Consider the following 17,146-nt stretch of genomic DNA (forward strand, 5'->3'; position numbering starts at 1 on the left):
CGCCGCCGGCTGTCTGCTATCAACTCAGTCCGCGGCGTTGAGAAAATTAAAGCATAGCCGTGAAAACGGGTTTTTCCCTGGCCAGCCATAGCAATTATTACCCGGGTAATTATTGCGAACCGCGACAGAGTATACCGTTTTTATGTGATATTTGTCATGTTTTAGCCAGTAAGTGGTTACTTTTTAGCTAATTATATGGTCGTAAAGCGGTGTCAGAGGGGTAAAAAATATTTTACTTTTTTTGACATAACCCGCATGTCATGCGGGCTGTGATGAGGTCAGTGCGATGCAGAGACAATACCGCTCAGCGGCTGGCTGCCATGCTCTTCCAGCCAGCGCAGAAAGGTCTGACTGGCGACAGGACGGGCATAATAATAGCCCTGAATAAACGTGACCTGACGCTGCTGCAGATAGGCGAGCTGCAGCGCGGTTTCCACCCCTTCGCCCAGCACCTCCAGCTTCAGCTTATGGCAGAGAGTGATAATCGCATCCAGCACCGGCGTTTCGATCTCCAGCCCCTCAATAGCGTTGATAAAGCCGCGATCGATCTTCAGGTAGTCGAGCGGGAAGGTCATCAAATAGGAGAGGGAGCAGTGGCCGGTGCCGAAATCGTCGATGGCGACTTTCATGCCCTGCGCCTGCAGAAAGCGCAGCTTGCGCGCCACCGCTTCGCCATCCTGAATCAGGCTGCGCTCGGTAAGTTCAAGCGTGAGCAGCATCTGCTTGTCGCGGATAGCGTGCGCAAATTGCATGATATCCTCAGTAAATTCTGCATGTTGCAGATGATCTGCCGCCAGATTAAACCCCAGGTGAAAACCTGGCATCACCGGCCAGCGGGCGATATCTTCACTCATCAGTTCCAGCAGATGGCGGGTGAGATCGACAATCATCCCCTCTGACTCCGCATGCGTAATAAAAATATCGGGTCGCACCATCTCCCCATCGGGGAGCTGCCAGCGCAGCAGCGCTTCTGCGCCTGAGCAGCGCGCCAGGGTGTTGCTGTACACCGGCTGATAGTGAACCGAGAACTGACGATTACGCATGGCGCGGCGGATTTCATCGGCCCAGGAGATACGCCGGCGCAGCCAGTTTGCCGTCAGTATCATCAGCATGATTGAGAAGATTGAGGCCATCGGCAGGAAGATAAACAGCGCCTGTCGCCAGGCGGCGATCAGCTCTGCCGGCGGCACGGTTACGCTGACGCGAATAGGGTAACGCGACGATTCACTCTGAAACAGAGTGCTCTGCATATAGTGTTCAGCTGGCGTTTTAGAGTTGCCGCTGGCGATAATTGCGCCTTCGCTGAACTGCAGGCTCATCTGATAGCCGCGGGACTCTCCCATGGCATGCATAAAGTCCATCAGATACTGGCCATCAATAACGGCCCAGAAGCCGCTGCTGTCCGGTAGCTGACGCACGAAAATCACCGCCGGACGATGCGGTACGCCCGAGGTGCCGGGCAGTGAGAGGCTCCAGACGGCTTTATCCGTCACCGGCAGCGGACGCATTATCATCGATTCAAGCGCGCCGTGATTAACGCCGTAAGCGGAGGAGCAGGTGATGTTATCGCCCTGCAGCATCCCCACCGAACGAAAGTAGGCGTTAAGCGTGCCGATGCGCTGCAAATGCTTTTCGATATCGCTGCAGGTCTGATGCTGGTATTGCTGCAGTTCGGCGATCATACCCCAGGCGTTGTCGCTCATTTTCTCCGCCTGAGCCAGCAGAATATTAGCTGTTGCCACCTGCTGCTGCCTGACCATATGGCGCGCTTCAATCGCCGTACAGACGATGCCCAGCACCAGCGGCAGCAGTCCGGCGCAGACAATATAGAGCCAGCCAAAATCACGACGTTTTTTACGCAGAGGCACCAGACTCTCCTCGGTGGGGTTAGGCATTCATCAGCCGCGCCAGCAGCATAGCATCTTCTTTACGCTCTGCAGGGCTGTGAATCGTCTGCGATGCCACCCGCTGGCGTTAACGATCGCTGCCCGTTGCGCTTATCGCCCGATTTTTCCCGCTCAATTTGCGTTTATCCAGCGGATAAATCGTGGTTTTGCGGTTAAAAGCAGCGATAAAGAGGTATTAATCGCTAAAAGCAAAACGGTGACGAGGCCGGATGCTATTTGATCTGCCGCTGCGGCTCGCGTCGTTTCAGGCGCGGCCTGCCGGTGCCAAGCATGATCGCCAGCCGGCTGCCGCCCGGCGTGGTTTCCATCAGAATTTTTGTGACGCTGGTCAGCGGCACCGACAGCAGCATGCCGACCGGCCCCAGCAGCCAGCCCCAGAAAATCAGCGACAGAAAAACCACCAGCGTAGAGAGGCCCAGCCCGCGCCCCATAAGACGCGGTTCCAGCATATTGCCAAATACCATATGGATTGCGCTGAACAAAAACGCGACCAGCATCGCATCGTAAATATCATTCAGCACCAGCGCCTGAATAAATGGCGGGATACCGGCGATAATCGGGCCAATATTGGGAATAAAATTGAGTATAAAAGCCACCACGCCCCAGAAGAGCGCAAACTTCACGTCCAGCAGCAGCAGAACCAGCCATACAGAAAATCCGGTTATCAGGCTTACCAGCGTTTTCAGAGCCAGATAGTGGGTGACGCCTTTTAGCGCTTTATGCAGGCCCGCAATACGGATCTGCGGGTTTGTCAGGGCGTTGCGCATTTTATAAGGCAGGTGGTGCACTTCAAACAGCATAAACACCACCGTCAGGATCAGCAGCACAATATTGGTCATCGCGCCGGAAAACTGCGCCAGTACCGTGGTTGCCATGTTCATGATCAGATTCGGGTCAAAGTGCTGCGCCAGCGTTTCGGTTGAAATATTAATATGAAAACCCGCCGCCAGATGCTGGATGACCATCAGCTTCTGCTCCAGCATGGTGCGGATCTGCGGATAGGTATCGCTGAATTCACCGACTGAGCTTGCCAGCACGGCGACCAGCAGCAGCATCATAATAAAGATCACGGTAATCACCAGTGAGATAGCGACGCCGCGGCGTAGCCCGCGACGCATCAGCGTGCTGACCAGCGGGTTGAGCACGATGGCCAGAAAACTGGCGAGCAGAAAGGGGACGAGTATGTCTGACGCGGCGCGGATGCCTGCCAGAATAATGACTAACATCGCCAGCTTGACCAGAATGTTCTGGCCAATTCTCTCCTGTGGCTTTTCGTTCATTGCTGCTCCTGCGGGGAATTTTTCTGATCCAAGTGTAGCTGAAGGCGGGTAAGAGATTGTTTATACACGTGCAGGCAGGGCAGACGCCAGGGCACAGCGCCAGAAACAGGAGCGCGATCCAGGGCGTTCAGCAGATGCATACCCTCTGAAAAGGCGTATAGTTAATTTTCTGTTATCAAATGCCTGTCGTGAGCGCGTTTATCTATGCCTGACCTGCCTGCTGCTGCGGAACAGAGCCGTCTCCGGCTGAATCTGCAGATTCTCTCTATTGTGAAGTTTAATTTCGCCACCTATCTGACTATCGGGCTGCCGCTGGCGGTGCTGCCGGGGTTCGTCCATGACAATCTGGGGTATAGCGCGTTCTGGGCCGGGGTGGTGATCAGCCTGCAGTATATCGCTACGCTGCTGAGCCGGCCCTATGCCGGACGCTTTGCCGATAGCTGGGGACCCAAGCGCGTGGTGGTGCTGGGGCTGGCAGGCAGCCTGCTGAGCGGACTCTGTATGCTCTTCTCCGCCCTGACACAGCAGCAGGCGCTACTCAGCCTGACGCTGCTCTGCCTGGGGCGCATTATTCTCGGCGTCGGTCAGAGCTTTTGCGGCACCGGGACGTCGCTGTGGGGCGTGGCGAAAGCGGGTTCTCTGCATATCGGGCGCGTTATCTCCTGGAACGGCATTGTCACCTACGGCGCCATGGCGCTGGGTGCGCCACTGGGCGTTGCGCTGTTTCGCAGCGGCGGGCTGCTGCAGCTCTCAGGGGTAATTGTGGCCATCAGCCTGCTGGCGATGGTGCTGGCGCTGCCGCGTGCGGCGGTTAAAGGCAGTAAAGCGCGCCCGCTGCCGTTCCGTGCGGTCCTGGGAAAAATATATGGCTATGGCGTGCTGCTGGCGATGGGGTCGGCCGGATTTGGCGTGATTGCGACCTTTATTACCCTGTTCTACCGCGAACGTGGCTGGGAAGGGGCGGCGTTTGCCCTGACGCTGTTCAGCAGTGCGTTCGTGGGTATGCGCCTGCTGTTTCCGGATGCGATTAACAAATGGGGCGGGCTGCGCGTCGCCAGCGTCTGCTTTGCCATCGAAGCGGCGGGCCTGTTTCTGGTCGCAGGCGCGGTCGATCCGTGGATGGCGAAGCTGGGGGCCTTTCTGACCGGCGCCGGCTTTTCTCTGGTATTTCCGGCTATCGGCGTTGTCGCGGTCAAAGCGGTGCCGCAGCAGAATCAGGGCAGTGCGCTGGCAACCTATACCGCCTTTATGGATCTGGCGCTGGGCATCACGGGGCCCCTTGCTGGCCTGATCATGAGCTATGCCGGCGTGTCGCAGGTCTATCTGCTGACGGCGCTGCTGGTCTGTGTCGCGCTGGGCTGCACGCTCTATATGCTGAAATCCCGCCAGCCGGACAGCGCGGAGACGCCATAAAAAAAAGGCCCCGATCGGGGCCAGCAACGGCAAAAGTATCCCTGAGGGACACAGATAAGGATCGCTGAGCACCTCGTGCAGGCAGAGATACTGATGGAAAGCAGGAGAACATTTGTTTCAAAATAAGTAAATAATGAAATTTAAAACAGTAGATCCGCTTCGCAAAAATGCACCGTTAACATTATCTGCAGTAACTAAAACGTTGGCTGATGAGAGTGATCAGCGCCCCGTCAGCCAGAAAAAATGCGATCCAGCCCGCTAAAAGAAAATCTTCCAAAAAAGATTATTTGAAAAATTTATTTCATTGTAATAGCTTCATAGCACGCTTTTCATCTCACCTGCCCGGGTAGCCTGACGCTAACCCTTTGCTGCCTGCAGGGTTCTTTACATCAATGAGGCATCGACATGACTATTATTGGAAACTTTATCGGTGGCAGCATCACGCACAGCGCCAGTAATGAAACCATTCCGGTTTACGATCCGGCAACCGGCAAAGTGGTGCGTGAGCTGACGCAAAGCACCGCTGCAGAAGTAGAGCAGGCGATTGCGGTAGCGCACGCTGCCTTTCCGGAATGGTCGAAAACCGCGCCGCTGCGTCGTGCGCGCGTCATGTTTAATTTCAAAGCGCTGATGGAAAAGCACCGTGATGAGCTGGCAGCCCTGATCGTCTCAGAACATGGCAAGGTCTGGTCAGATGCGCTCGGTGAGCTGACGCGCGGTATTGAGGTGATTGAGTTTGCCTGCGGCATTCCGCACCTGCTGAAAGGCGAAAACTCGCCGGGCGTAGGCACCGGCGTTGACAGCTACTCACTGATGCAACCGGTGGGCGTGGTGGCAGGCATTACGCCATTTAACTTCCCGGCGATGGTGCCGCTCTGGATGTTCCCGATCGCACTGGCGTGCGGAAATACCTTTATTCTCAAACCACCGGCTCTGGATCCGTCCGCATCGGTGCGTATGGCGGAGCTGCTGAAAGAAGCGGGCCTGCCGGATGGCGTATTTAACGTTGTGCACTCATCTAATGATGATGCAGAACAGCTGTATAAAGATCCGCGCATCGCGGCCGTCAGCTTTGTCGGCTCGTCCGGCGTTGCGGAGCACATCTATAAAACGGCCAGCGCGCACGGCAAACGCGTACAGGCGTTTGGCGCGGCGAAAAATCACGCTATCGTCATGCCGGATGCCGATCTGGATGCCACCGTCAATGCCATCATGGGTGGTGCGTTTGGCTCAGCGGGCGAGCGCTGCATGGCGCTGCCGGTAGTGGTTGCCGTCGGCGATGATACCGCGGACAAACTGATCGCCCGCCTGACGCCGCTGATCAAAGCGCTGCGCGTGGGGCCAGGCATGCAGCAGGGCGCGGAAGAGAATGAGATGGGTCCGGTGGTCTCTGCCGCTCATCAGAAAAAAGTGCTCGGCTACATCGATAAAGGTGAGCAGGAGGGGGCGAAGCTGGTGGTCGATGGCCGCACTATCCGGGTCGCGGGCCATGAAGAGGGCTACTATGTAGGCGGCACGCTGTTCGATAATGTCACCTCCGATATGGTGATCTGGCGTGAGGAGATCTTTGGCCCGGTGCTGAGCATTATGCGCGCCAGCGACTATAGCAGCGCACTGCAGCTGGTTAACAGCCATGAGTTTGGTAACGGCAGCGCCATCTTTACCAGCAATGGCCACACCGCGCGCGAGTTTATTCAGAACGTCGAGGCGGGCATGGTGGGCGTAAACGTTCCGGTGCCGGTTCCTATGGCGTTCCACAGCTTTGGCGGCTGGAAACGTTCCGTGTTTGGTGCGCTGAATGTGCACGGCCCGGATGGCGTACGTTTCTATACGCGGATGAAAACTGCCACCGTACGCTGGCCCAGCGGCCAGCAGACCGTATCGGAATTCAGTATGCCGACGCTGGGTTGAGGCGGTCACAGGAGGAAAGCATGTCCCTGATTTCAAAAGCACAGCAGCCTGACAGCAGCGGTCGTATTCAGCACGTCACGCCGCAGAGCGCAGGCTGGGAATATGTTGGCTTTGCGGCTTACCTGCTAAAGCAGGGCGAGACGCTGACGCTGCAGAGCGGTGAGAAAGAGCTCTGCCTGGTGCTGGTCGCCGGGCGGGCGTCGGTTAAAACCCGTCACGCTGCCTTTGCCGGTATTGGCAAGCGCATGTCGCCGTTTGAGCGGACTCCCCCGTGGTCAGTCTATGTGCCGCACCACGATGGGGCGGAGATCACCGCAGAAACCGATCTTGAGCTGGCCGTATGCAGCGCGCCGGGACATGGCGATCTGCCGGCCCGGCTCATTCCGCCGGAAGAGGTAGGCATTGAGCATCGCGGCAAAGGGCGTAACCAGCGTCTGGTGCATAATATTCTGCCGGATAACAAAGCGGCGGACAGCCTGCTGGTGGTGGAGGTTTATACCGGTGAAGGAGCGACCAGCTCCTGGCCAAGTCATAAGCATGATGATAAAGCGAGCCCGGATGAGACCTATCTGGAGGAGACCTATTACCATCGCTTTGATCCGGAACCCGGTTTTGCTATGCAGCGGGTCTATACCGACGATCGCTCGCTGGATGTCTGTATGGCGCCCGGCAATCGCGATGTGGTCATGGTGCCACGCGGTTACCACCCGGTCGCCACGCTGGCGGGCTATGACAACTACTATCTCAACGTGATGGCGGGACCGGTACGGCAGTGGAAATTTACCTGGGAGAAAGATCACGCCTGGGTAAACAGCGATAGCTATCCACGCAGCCGCTGAGTCGCGGTATAGAGGGTAAGAGGGCAGCCAGCGCGCTGCCCTTTTTTATGGGTGCAGTTATTCCGGCTCGCTGCTGTTAGTCAGCGCCAGCGACACGGCCAGCGTCTGCGCCAGGCAGAGTGAAGCAACCTGAGAACGGAATCCATCAACCTGGGCTTCTCGTACCACAAAGCAGACGTCGCTGAAGGCGGCCAGTGGGCTGACCTGACTGTCGGTGATGGCGATCTGATGCGCGCCGCGTCGGGCACCCAGCTCGACCAGCTCAACGGCTTCGCGGGCGTAGGGCGAGTAGCTGATAGCGATCACCACATCTTTGGGATTCACCATGCTCAGCTGCTCGGCAAACATGCCGCCGAGACCGTCAATCAGGAACGCGCGGCGCTCAAGGTGACGCAGCGCATACACCAGATAAGAAGCCACACTGAAGGAGCGGCGCAGGCCAATAATGTAGATATTCTCCGCCTCATTCAGCATCTGTACCGCTTTGTTGAGCTGTTCAGGGTTTATCTGCATCGCCAGCTGCTGCAGCGCCTGACTGTTAACCATGGTGAAGACGTTGAGGATCTCCATCGGGCTTTCCGGCGAGCTGGCGCTGTCATCGGTGGCCGTCTGGCGAAACAGGCGCGCGCGCTCGGTATAATTAACGGTCTCTTCCATCAGATGCTGACGAAACACCTGTTTCATTTCATTGAAGCCGCTGAAGCCAAAAGCGTTGGCAAAACGGATCAGTGTGGAGGGCGGTACATCAGCCTGCTGAGCGATAGAGGCGACGGTATCAAAAGCGATGCTGTTGCTGTTATCGAGAATATAACGAGCCACCTGCTTCAGACGCTTGCTCAGCGTCTCGTAGCGACGACGGATATCGTCCTGTAGCAGAGTGAGCTGGGTTGGATTATTGGTCATTGCTTCGGCCCGTTAACAAAAGAAAAATGGCTGGATAATGAGCGCTATAGTACCAGATGGATGGAAAATTTCATTCAATTGTCATCAGCAGCGCATCTATTTCATTGGATTATGCAATACCTCACAAAACCGCGTGGCGGCAGTACGGTTTGCGGTGAAGTTATCGGAGGCCGGAAAGAGAGAGGCAGGGGAAAGAGCTAAAGCAGAGGGTTGCACCCTCTCCGCCAGGGGAGAGGGTGTGCGGAAACAATGCCCGCCGGATCTAACCGCGCGCCGCGCGCCAGTAGCCAATCAGGCGCAGATAGTTGCCTTTTACCGTCTCAATCAGCGTCTGGTCATCCAGCTCGCCTTTCAGCCACTGACGTGAAGGCTGACCAAAGATGGTGCGCCCGACGGCAAATCCTTTTACCCACTCCGCCTGCGCCGCCGCGGCAAAGCCCGCCTTGAGCTTATCTTCCGGCGCGTCCAGGCCAAGCAGCAGTATGCCGCGACAGTACGGATCCTGCTGTTCAATCAGCGCACCTATCGCCTGCCAGCTCTCTGCAGAGAGCGGCGGCAGTTTCCACCAGTCGGGCTGAATGCCGAGGCTGTAGAAGTGGCTCAGCATCTCATGATAGTAAGACTCGTTGTGATCCGGATTGCTCTCCGGCAGGATCACCTCTACCAGCAGCTCATGCCCGCTCTTGTTACAACCGCGCCAGACATCCAGCAGCAGCGCATCCTGCTCATCGCGCAGCTCAGCGCTGTCGTGCGGATGGTAAAACACCAGGCACTTCACCACGTGCTCCGCCGGCCAGTCGATCAGCTGCGAGCCGATATTGCCATGCTCCAGGCGCAGCGGCCGCGATCCGGGCTGCTCAATCGGCCGACCAATCCACCACTTTTTGCCGGTAATTGCGTTCAGCGCTTTCTGCCCGTAGGTGGTATCGGCCAGAATGCCGCTCTTTTCATTCAGGCCTGCTTCTGCCGCCGCCTCCTGCGCCGCCTGCAGCAGCAGCAGTTTCAACTGCGGAATGCGCGTCTCGCTGACGCCCGCTTCCTGCGCCATATCGGCCAGCTGTTTACGGTGGTCAAAGGCGAACACATTCAGCTCCGGCCACTGCTGCCGGCGCGTGGTGACCCGGTGCAGGTGAGTAAGGCGCGTATCGCGATCTGGTCGTTTAACCTCACGGTCGCGGCTGAGGAAATCATCCAGCTCCGCTTTAGTAGGCATTGCCGGCGCGCAGCCGTGCCGCGACACCACCAGCGCGCCACAGGCATTCGCGTAGCGACACGCCTGCTCCCAGCTCTCATCGTTCAGCCAGCCGCGCAGCAGACCGGACATAAATGCATCGCCCGCACCCAGTACGTTCAGCACTTCAACCTGCACGCCGCTCTGCAGCCGGGTCTGTTCCCAGCTGTCCGGAATATCGCCCTCAAACACCACGCAGCCCAGCGGACCGCGCTTGCACACCAGCGTGGCCTGGCTTGCCTGGCGCACATTTTTCAGCGCCGTCAGCGTATCGGTACTGCCGCCGGCAATGTGAAACTCCTCTTCGGTGCCGACGATAAGGTCAAAATAGTGCAGCACTTCCTGCAGCTGGCGGGTCACCTGGCCCGATTCAATAAAGCGCGTCTCACCGTCGCCCAGTGAGGTCAGGCCCCACAATACCGGCCGATAGTCGATATCCAGCGCGGTACGCAGCCCGTTGCGGCGGGCAATATCCAGCGCTTTCAGCACGGCGGCGCGGGTATCCGGATGGGAAAGGTGCGTGCCGGTAATCGCGACCGCGCGTGAAGAGGTAATGAACGTCTCCTCAATATCATCCGGCACCAGTCCCATATCCGCGCAGTTATCGCGATAGAAGATCAGCGGAAAGGTCTCTTCATCTTTAATGCCGAGGATCACCAGTCCGGTCAGACGCGTTTTGTCGGTGATCAGGCCGTCAGTATTACAGCCGACGCGCTGCAGCTCTTCACGTAAAAAACGGCCGTTATGTTCATCGCCGACGCGCGCCAGCATCGCAGATTTCAGCCCCTGAATGGCTGTGCCATACGCCACGTTGCCTGAGGATCCACCCAGATATTTATTAAAGCTGGTCATATCCTCTAAGCGCGAACCGATTTGCTGACCATAGAGATCAACGGCGATGCGTCCGATACAAATCACATCAAGCCGCTTCTGTTGTGTACTCATACCTATAGTTTCCTTCTGTGATAAGCAGGCACGAACATCATCGCCCGTGTCGGGTGCGCTGCTGTCGGGTTCTCAGAATGCCTGACTGGCTGGAAAATCAGTATGAGGAATGAATATTTCATAAACAACATAAAATGAAACATACATCTTTATTTTGTGAGCCAGGTAAAATTACCGCTCTGCGCAACAGAGCAGGGGTAACGTCGTAAACAGGTGCGGCATCTCCGGGCTGTGAAGCCGATCGCAGGAAATATCAGGTAAATAGCAGAAGCTCTCCGGGTGAAACAAAAGTTCATAACCGCGCCACGCTTTCTGGCTTCGTTCCACTTTAGCCACGCAGAAACGGCTGCTCAGCCACTTTACTCTGCTGAATTTGATCTCCATCGCAAAATGAAATGTTTCTTCTGTAATTGTATTTTATGGAAAAAATATTTGTTTATAATCGCCGCATGTTTCACTTATGCGCGGGGCAGCCAGACAGCCTGCTCCGGGTCGCGAGGCTCCTCTGCGGATGCCGGCAAGTAAAGGAAAAGAGATATGGGCACGATCAGACTGACAACGGCACAGGCGCTGGTGAAGTTTCTCGATAATCAATATCTGAATGTCGATGGCGCAGAGAGCAAGTTTGTGAAAGGCGTGTTCGCCATTTTCGGCCACGGTAACGTACTCGGTATGGGTCAGGCGCTGGAGCAGGATAGCGGCGATCTGATTGTGTATCAGGGACGCAACGAGCAGGGTATGGCGCATGCTGCGACCGGCTTTGCCAAACAGTCGCTGCGCCGTCAGATTATCGCCTGTACCTCGTCGGTAGGCCCGGGCGCGGCCAACATGATTACCGCTGCGGCAACCGCCACGGCCAACCGTATTCCGCTGCTGCTGCTCCCCGGCGATGTGTTTGCGACCCGCCAGCCCGATCCGGTGCTGCAGCAGATTGAGCAGAGCCACGATTTAAGTATCAGTACCAATGATGCTTTCCGCGCCGTCAGCAAATACTGGGATCGCATCAGCCGCCCGGAGCAGCTGATGTCCGCCTGTATTAACGCCATGCGCGTGCTGACCGATCCCGCCGAAACCGGTGCAGTGACGCTCGCCCTGCCGCAGGATGTACAGGGCGAAGCGTGGGATTTCCCGGACTACTTCTTTCAGAAGCGCGTGCATCGGCTCGATCGCCGCCTTCCTTCTCCTGCGCAGCTTGAGGCTGCGCTGGCGCTGATTGCGCGCAAGCACAAGCCGCTGATTGTCGTGGGCGGTGGCGTCAAATACTCCGGAGCGGGCGAGGCGCTGCTGAAATTTGCTGAGCGCTTCGCGATTCCGTTTGCGGAAACGCAGGCGGGCAAAGGCACGCTGAGTTCCGAACATCCGCTGAACCTGGGGGGCGTGGGGGAAACCGGCTCTCTGGCCGCTAACCTGCTGGCGAAAGAGGCCGATCTGGTTATCGGTATCGGCACCCGCTATACCGACTTCACCACCGCGTCAAAATGGATTTTCCGCCATCCGGAGGTCAGCTTCCTTAATCTTAACGTCAGCAACTTCGACAGCTACAAGCTCGATGGCGTGCAGCTGCTCGCCGATGCGCGCGAAGGGCTGACCGCGCTGGCGCAGCAGCTGCAGGGCTTTGAAAGCCACTGGGGCGATCAGATAGAAGAGGCGCAGCGTCAGCTGCGGCAGGAGACGCAGCGCGTCTATGCTGCTACCTGGAACAGCGATGATTTCGTTCCGGAAATTGCTGACCATATCGATCGCGACGCGCTGTTTGCCGAATTTCAGCGTCTTACTCAATCCGTGCTGACGCAGAGTAGCGTGCTCGGCACGCTGAACGAGCAGCTGCCGGATGACGCGGTCATTGTGGCCGCAGCGGGCAGCCTGCCGGGCGACCTGCAGCGCGTCTGGCGCACCCGCAGTTACAACGACTATCACGTGGAGTATGGCTACTCCTGCATGGGTTATGAAGTCAACGCCGCGCTGGGGGCAAAGCTGGCCCAGCCGCAGCGTGAGGTCTATGCCATGGTCGGTGATGGCTCTTTCATGATGCTGCACTCAGAGCTGGTGACGTCGATTCAGGAGGGCGCGAAGATCAACGTCATCCTGCTGGATAACATGACCAACGGCTGCATTAACAACCTGCAGATGGAACACGGTATGGACAGCTTTACGACCGAATTCCGCTTCCGTAATCCGGAAGGGGGGCGGCTCGATGGCGGCTTTGTGCCGGTGGACTTTGCGGCCATTGCCGCCGGGTACGGCTGCAAAACCTACCGCGTCACCACGCTTGAGCAGCTGAAGGCGGCGCTGGCCGACGCACAGCAGCAAAGCGTCTCCACCCTGATTGATATCAAAGTGCTGCCAAAAACCATGGTGCACAAATATTTCAGCTGGTGGAACGTTGGCGTAGCGCAAACCTCTGAATCTGAGCGTACGCAGCAGGTCGCTGACAAGCTGAATCAGCACATTCAGCAGGCACGTAAATATTAACGCTTCTGGCCGGCGCAGATCGGCCGTCTTATCTCTTATCTGACTCTACAGGTGTAATCATGACGCTCAAACTCGGGGTAATCGGGACCGGTGCAATTGGTCAGGAGCATATCCGTCGCTGTAACAACGTACTGCAGGGCGCAAAAGTGGTGGCGGTTTCCGACATCAACGTTGAGGGGGCCCGGGCGGCGCTGCAGCGGCTGAATATCAGCGCGGAGGTTTATCAGGATGGTCATCAGGTGATCGCCTCGCCGGAGGTTGACGCCATTCTGGTGACCTCCTGGGACCCGACGCATGAAGAGTTTACCCTGGCGGCTATCGCTGCCGGCAAGCCGGTGTTCTGTGAAAAGCCGCTGGCGATGAGTGCGGAAGGCTGCCGCCGTATTGTGGATGCGGAAATTCAGCACGGTAAACGGCTGGTGCAGGTGGGCTTTATGCGCCCGTATGACGCGGGCTACCGCGCCCTGAAAAAAGTGATTACTGAAGGTGAAATTGGCGAACCGCTGATGCTGCACTGCGCGCACCGTAATCAGAGCGTGGGTGAGAACTACACTACCGACATGGCTATCACCAACACGCTGATCCACGAGCTGGATGTGCTGCGCTGGCTGACGGAGGATGACTATAAATCGGTGCAGGTGGTCTTTCCGCGCGTCACGTCAAAATCGCATGCGCAGCTGAAAGATCCGCAGATTGTGCTGTTTGAAACGCAGAAAGGGATCCGCATCGATGTGGAGATCTTCGTGAACTGCGCCTATGGCTACGATATCCAGTGTGAAGTGGTGGGAGAAGAGGGCATCGCCCGTCTGCCAGAACCGTCGGCGATCCAGACGCGTAAAAATGCGCGCCTCGGTACGCCGCTGCTGACCGACTGGAAAGATCGCTTTATCGACGCCTATGACGTCGAGCTGCAGGCGTTTATCAACGATGTTAAAGCCGGTGAGCTTACCGGACCTTCCGCATGGGATGGCTTTGCCGCTTCAGTAGCAGCTGACGCCTGCCTGAAAGCACAGAACAGCGGCGCGATTGAGCCGGTTGAAATGCCACCGCGTCCGGCATTCTACAGCAAATAACCTGCTACTTTTTTTGCGGCGGCGCGGCTGCTCCGCCGCCCTGATTCCGGGATCTGAAGATGAACAAAGAGAATGTAAAGCTGGCGATAGCGCCGATCGGCTGGACCAATGACGACATGCCCGATCTGGGCAAAGAGAACACATTCCAGCAGACGGTCAGTGAAATGGCGCTGGCCGGTTTTACCGGCAGCGAAGTCGGCAGTAAATATCCGCGCGATCCGGCGATTCTGAAACCGATGCTCGATATCCGCGGCATTGAGATCTGCAACGCGTGGTTCAGTACCTTTTTTGCTAACGGCGATAAGGCGAAGACCATCGATGAGTTCATCAACCATATGAACTTCCTGCATGCGATGGGCGCGCGCGTTATCGGCTGTTCAGAGCAGAGCAAAAGTATTCAGGGTACCACGCTGGCCGTGTTTGAGCAGAAACCGGTGTTCAGTGACGAAGAGTGGCGCCTGACGGCGGAAGGCTATAACGAACTGGCGCAGCTTGCCGCAGAAAAGGGCATGCGCGTGACGCTGCACCACCATATGGGAACCGGGATCCAGACGCCGGAAGAGATTGACCGTTTTATGGCGCTGACCCACGACAGCGTAGGCCTGCTCTATGATACCGGCCATATTTACTACTCTGAAGGATCGCAGCAGGCGATGCTGGACGTACTGACCACGCATCTGCCGCGTATTTTCCACGTGCATCTGAAAGATGTGCGCGACGAAGTGGTGGCTGAAGTGCGCGGGCAATCCCTGTCGTTTCTTGATGGCGTGAAGAAAGGCACCTTCACCGTGCCGGGAGATGGTGCGATCGATTTCGCGCCGGTGTTTAAAATTCTCGACGAGGCAGGCTATAAAGGCTGGATGGTGGTAGAGGCGGAGCAGGATCCGGCTATCGCCAACCCGTTTGAATATGCGGTAAAAGCGCGCAAATATATCCGCGAACACGCCGGACTCTGATTGCTGCTCTGTGCCAGCGCCGCTGCCGCTTCTGTGGGGCAGCGGCGCTGTTCTGTTATCCCTGCACGCTCTTCCTGAATCGGTTATCCGGCGACATAAAAAACCCCGCAGCGGGTGCGGGGTCGGTAAAGCGGATAACAGACCTTACGATGCGAGCGAAAGCGCCGGCTTCTGGCTGTTGCGCGCCAGCCACTCGCTGATGCGCGCCTGCTGGGCCGTGTTCAGCCACATACCCTGCTTGGTACGGCGCCAGATAGCATCATCCAGTTCACGTACCCACTCGTTTTTGACCAGATAACGCAGTTCAGCTTCATAGAACTCATGACCAAAATTCTCGCCCAGATCGGTCAGGCTGGTGGCACCCTCAAGCAGCATTTCGGTGCGACTGCCGTAGGTGCGGGCATAGTGCCGCGCCATGTTTTCGCTGATAAAGGGATAGCGGCGACGCAGACCGGCAGCGTAGTCCTCACGCGTACCGGAGAAATCACCACCCGGCAGCACGGCATTTTTTGTCCAGGCCGGGCCGGCGTTCGGGTAGTACTTCGCCAGTTTCTCCATCGCATGCTCTGCCAGCTTGCGATAGGTAGTCAGCTTGCCGCCAAACACCGACAGCAGCGGCGCCCCGCCGTTATCATCACGCACGTCCAGCGTATAGTCACGGGTGATCGCCTGCGGTGAATCTGACTCATCATCACACAGCGGACGCACGCCGGAGTAGCTCCAGACGATATCATCTGAGGTCAGCTGCTTTTTGAAGTGCGCGTTAAACACCTTCAGCAGATAGCGCGTCTCTTCCTCATCAATTTTAACGTTTTTCGGATCGCCTTTGTACTCAACGTCGGTGGTACCGATGATAGAGAACTCATCCATCCACGGAATAACAAACACGATACGGTTATCTTCGTTCTGCAGAATATAAGCCTGCTTTTCGGTGTGCACGCGCGGTACCACGATATGGCTGCCTTTAATAAGGCGAATGCCATAAGGGGATTTCAGCTTCAGGCCGTCGTCAAACAGCTGTTTAACCCACGGGCCGGCCGCATTAACCAGGCCTTTAGCGCGCCAGGTCAGAATTTTGCCGGTATCGACCTCTTCTGCCTCAACCATCCACATGCCGCCTTCACGCCATGCGCGGTTAACGCGGGTACGGGTGCGCACTTCGCCACCTTTACGCTCAACTTCCTGCGCGTTCAGCACCACCATGCGGGCATCATCCACCCAGCAGTCGGAATATTCAAAACCGCGCGTAATTTCCGGCTTCAGCGCCGACTCCGCGCCAAAGCGCAGACCTTTACTGCCCGGCAGCGTAGTGCGCTTGCCGAGGCGGTCATACATAAACAGGCCCATACGGATCATCCACGCCGGACGCAGGTGCGGGCGGTGCGGCAGGCGGAAGCGCATCGGGAAAGCGATATGCGGCGCCATTTTTAACAGCACTTCACGCTCGGCCAGCGCTTCGCCAACCAGACGAAACTCGTAGTGTTCAAGGTAGCGCAGGCCGCCGTGAATCAGTTTGGAACTGGCGGAGGAGGTGGCACACGCCAGATCCCGCGCCTCCAGCATCAGCACAGACAGTCCGCGTCCTGCAGCGTCCACTGCAATGCCGGCTCCGTTGATGCCGCCGCCGATCACGATCAGGTCTTTGGTTTCCACGTCATCTCCTCCGATGTTCGGAATAGTTCTAAAATGTTCGTTTTCGAGCGTAATAATAATCGGAAACCAACATTTTCGCCAGTCTTTAACGCAATAAAAACATTCCTGCGTGATGCAGCTAACATTCCGGCAGGAAAAAAAACAGATAACCCTTTTCTTTATCAGGTTATGGCACCTGTTTCTCAGGGTAAACTAGGCGCAAACAGAACAGCTAAATGAGAGATAACGATGGAAACCTTCGAGTGTATTAACGTTCAGCAGGCAAACACGCAGCTGGCGCAGGGCGCGCAGTTGGTCGATATTCGCGATCCACAGAGTTTCGCCCTGGGACATGCCGCTGGCGCGCAGCATCTCTCCAATGACAACCTGGCGGACTTTATCGCGCAGGCGCGCCGCGATCTGCCGGTGCTGGTGATGTGTTATCACGGCAACAGCAGCAAAGGCGCCGCGCAGTTTCTGCTGGGGCAGGGTTTCAGTGAGGTGTACAGCATTGATGGCGGGTTTGACGCCTGGCGTGCAGCGTTTCCTGCGCAGACCGCGACCGGTAGTCTCTGACCCGCCAC

Annotated in this window: 12 protein-coding genes; 7 read left to right on the forward strand and 5 right to left on the reverse strand. The window is 57.0% G+C overall.

All coding sequences use genetic code 11. The annotated features are described in order from the left end of the window. Positions 1 to 278 precede the first annotated feature (278 nt). A complete protein-coding gene (locus B4M48_RS05565; protein ID WP_288656228.1) occupies positions 279 to 1,868 on the reverse strand; it encodes an EAL domain-containing protein in 1,590 nt (529 codons plus the stop codon). 251 nt (positions 1,869 to 2,119) lie between these two features. Then, positions 2,120 to 3,187, reverse strand: coding sequence for an AI-2E family transporter (locus B4M48_RS05570; protein ID WP_104086007.1), 1,068 nt, complete (start codon positions 3,185 to 3,187; stop codon positions 2,120 to 2,122). Positions 3,188 to 3,391: 204 nt separating this feature from the next. On the opposite strand from B4M48_RS05570, the gene B4M48_RS05575 reads away from it, so the two are divergent. The 3 genes from B4M48_RS05575 (at position 3,392) to iolB (ending at position 7,350) form a co-directional block, all read left to right on the forward strand. Further along, entirely contained in the window at positions 3,392 to 4,600 is a 1,209-nt protein-coding gene (locus B4M48_RS05575; protein ID WP_104086008.1) for an MFS transporter, read from the forward strand. Positions 4,601 to 5,005: 405 nt separating this feature from the next. After that, positions 5,006 to 6,511, forward strand: coding sequence for a CoA-acylating methylmalonate-semialdehyde dehydrogenase (locus B4M48_RS05580; protein ID WP_071669276.1), 1,506 nt, complete (start codon positions 5,006 to 5,008; stop codon positions 6,509 to 6,511). Positions 6,512 to 6,531: 20 nt separating this feature from the next. Then, entirely contained in the window at positions 6,532 to 7,350 is an 819-nt protein-coding gene (iolB, locus tag B4M48_RS05585; RefSeq protein ID WP_071669277.1) for a 5-deoxy-glucuronate isomerase, read from the forward strand. A gap of 57 nt (positions 7,351 to 7,407) precedes the next feature. Here the strand turns inward: iolB and B4M48_RS05590 are convergent, their stop codons facing one another. Then, the gene (locus B4M48_RS05590; protein WP_039380996.1) at positions 7,408 to 8,253 is read right to left on the reverse strand and encodes a MurR/RpiR family transcriptional regulator; all 846 of its coding nucleotides are present in this window, start codon (positions 8,251 to 8,253) and stop codon (positions 7,408 to 7,410) included. Positions 8,254 to 8,515: 262 nt separating this feature from the next. Then, complete coding sequence (locus tag B4M48_RS05595) at positions 8,516 to 10,429, reverse strand: bifunctional 5-dehydro-2-deoxygluconokinase/5-dehydro-2-deoxyphosphogluconate aldolase (RefSeq protein ID WP_288656202.1); 1,914 nt, start codon at positions 10,427 to 10,429, stop codon at positions 8,516 to 8,518. A gap of 537 nt (positions 10,430 to 10,966) precedes the next feature. Here B4M48_RS05595 and iolD point away from each other — a divergent pair. The 3 genes from iolD to iolE are packed head-to-tail and all read left to right on the forward strand — an operon-like array spanning position 10,967 to position 14,930. Further along, positions 10,967 to 12,901: a 3D-(3,5/4)-trihydroxycyclohexane-1,2-dione acylhydrolase (decyclizing) gene (gene iolD, locus B4M48_RS05600; protein WP_039380990.1), complete on the forward strand. Its 1,935-nt coding sequence runs from the start codon at positions 10,967 to 10,969 to the stop codon at positions 12,899 to 12,901. Positions 12,902 to 12,960: 59 nt separating this feature from the next. Beyond that, positions 12,961 to 13,974: a Gfo/Idh/MocA family protein gene (locus B4M48_RS05605; protein WP_039380988.1), complete on the forward strand. Its 1,014-nt coding sequence runs from the start codon at positions 12,961 to 12,963 to the stop codon at positions 13,972 to 13,974. 59 nt (positions 13,975 to 14,033) lie between these two features. Then, on the forward strand, positions 14,034 to 14,930 hold the full coding sequence (iolE, locus tag B4M48_RS05610; protein ID WP_071669280.1) for a myo-inosose-2 dehydratase: 897 nt from the start codon (positions 14,034 to 14,036) through the stop codon (positions 14,928 to 14,930). 144 nt (positions 14,931 to 15,074) lie between these two features. Here the strand turns inward: iolE and glpD are convergent, their stop codons facing one another. Then, positions 15,075 to 16,583, reverse strand: a complete 1,509-nt coding sequence (gene glpD / locus B4M48_RS05615; protein ID WP_039380983.1) for a glycerol-3-phosphate dehydrogenase — start codon at positions 16,581 to 16,583, stop codon at positions 15,075 to 15,077. Positions 16,584 to 16,811: 228 nt separating this feature from the next. On the opposite strand from glpD, the gene glpE reads away from it, so the two are divergent. Further along, positions 16,812 to 17,138 carry a thiosulfate sulfurtransferase GlpE gene (glpE, locus tag B4M48_RS05620; RefSeq protein WP_039380980.1) on the forward strand — a complete coding sequence of 109 codons (327 nt, stop codon included), beginning with the start codon at positions 16,812 to 16,814 and terminating at the stop codon, positions 17,136 to 17,138. Positions 17,139 to 17,146: the final 8 nt, after the last annotated feature.

It is taken from the genome of Pantoea sp. UBA6567 (assembly GCF_002434165.1).
Classification (GTDB): Bacteria; Pseudomonadota; Gammaproteobacteria; order Enterobacterales; family Enterobacteriaceae; genus Pantoea; species Pantoea eucrina.

Bases quoted from the DNA above. Each gene is read 5' to 3' on its own strand.
- iolE (WP_071669280.1), top strand. From the start codon at position 14,034: ATGAACAAAGAGAATGTAAAGCTGGCGATAGCGCCGATCGGCTGGACC.
- B4M48_RS05595 (WP_288656202.1), bottom strand. From the start codon at position 10,429: ATGAGTACACAACAGAAGCGGCTTGATGTGATTTGTATCGGACGCATC.
- B4M48_RS05590 (WP_039380996.1), bottom strand. From the start codon at position 8,253: ATGACCAATAATCCAACCCAGCTCACTCTGCTACAGGACGATATCCGT.
- iolB (WP_071669277.1), top strand. From the start codon at position 6,532: ATGTCCCTGATTTCAAAAGCACAGCAGCCTGACAGCAGCGGTCGTATT.
- iolD (WP_039380990.1), top strand. From the start codon at position 10,967: ATGGGCACGATCAGACTGACAACGGCACAGGCGCTGGTGAAGTTTCTC.
- B4M48_RS05580 (WP_071669276.1), top strand. From the start codon at position 5,006: ATGACTATTATTGGAAACTTTATCGGTGGCAGCATCACGCACAGCGCC.
- B4M48_RS05575 (WP_104086008.1), top strand. From the start codon at position 3,392: ATGCCTGACCTGCCTGCTGCTGCGGAACAGAGCCGTCTCCGGCTGAAT.
- B4M48_RS05605 (WP_039380988.1), top strand. From the start codon at position 12,961: ATGACGCTCAAACTCGGGGTAATCGGGACCGGTGCAATTGGTCAGGAG.
- glpE (WP_039380980.1), top strand. From the start codon at position 16,812: ATGGAAACCTTCGAGTGTATTAACGTTCAGCAGGCAAACACGCAGCTG.
- B4M48_RS05570 (WP_104086007.1), bottom strand. From the start codon at position 3,187: ATGAACGAAAAGCCACAGGAGAGAATTGGCCAGAACATTCTGGTCAAG.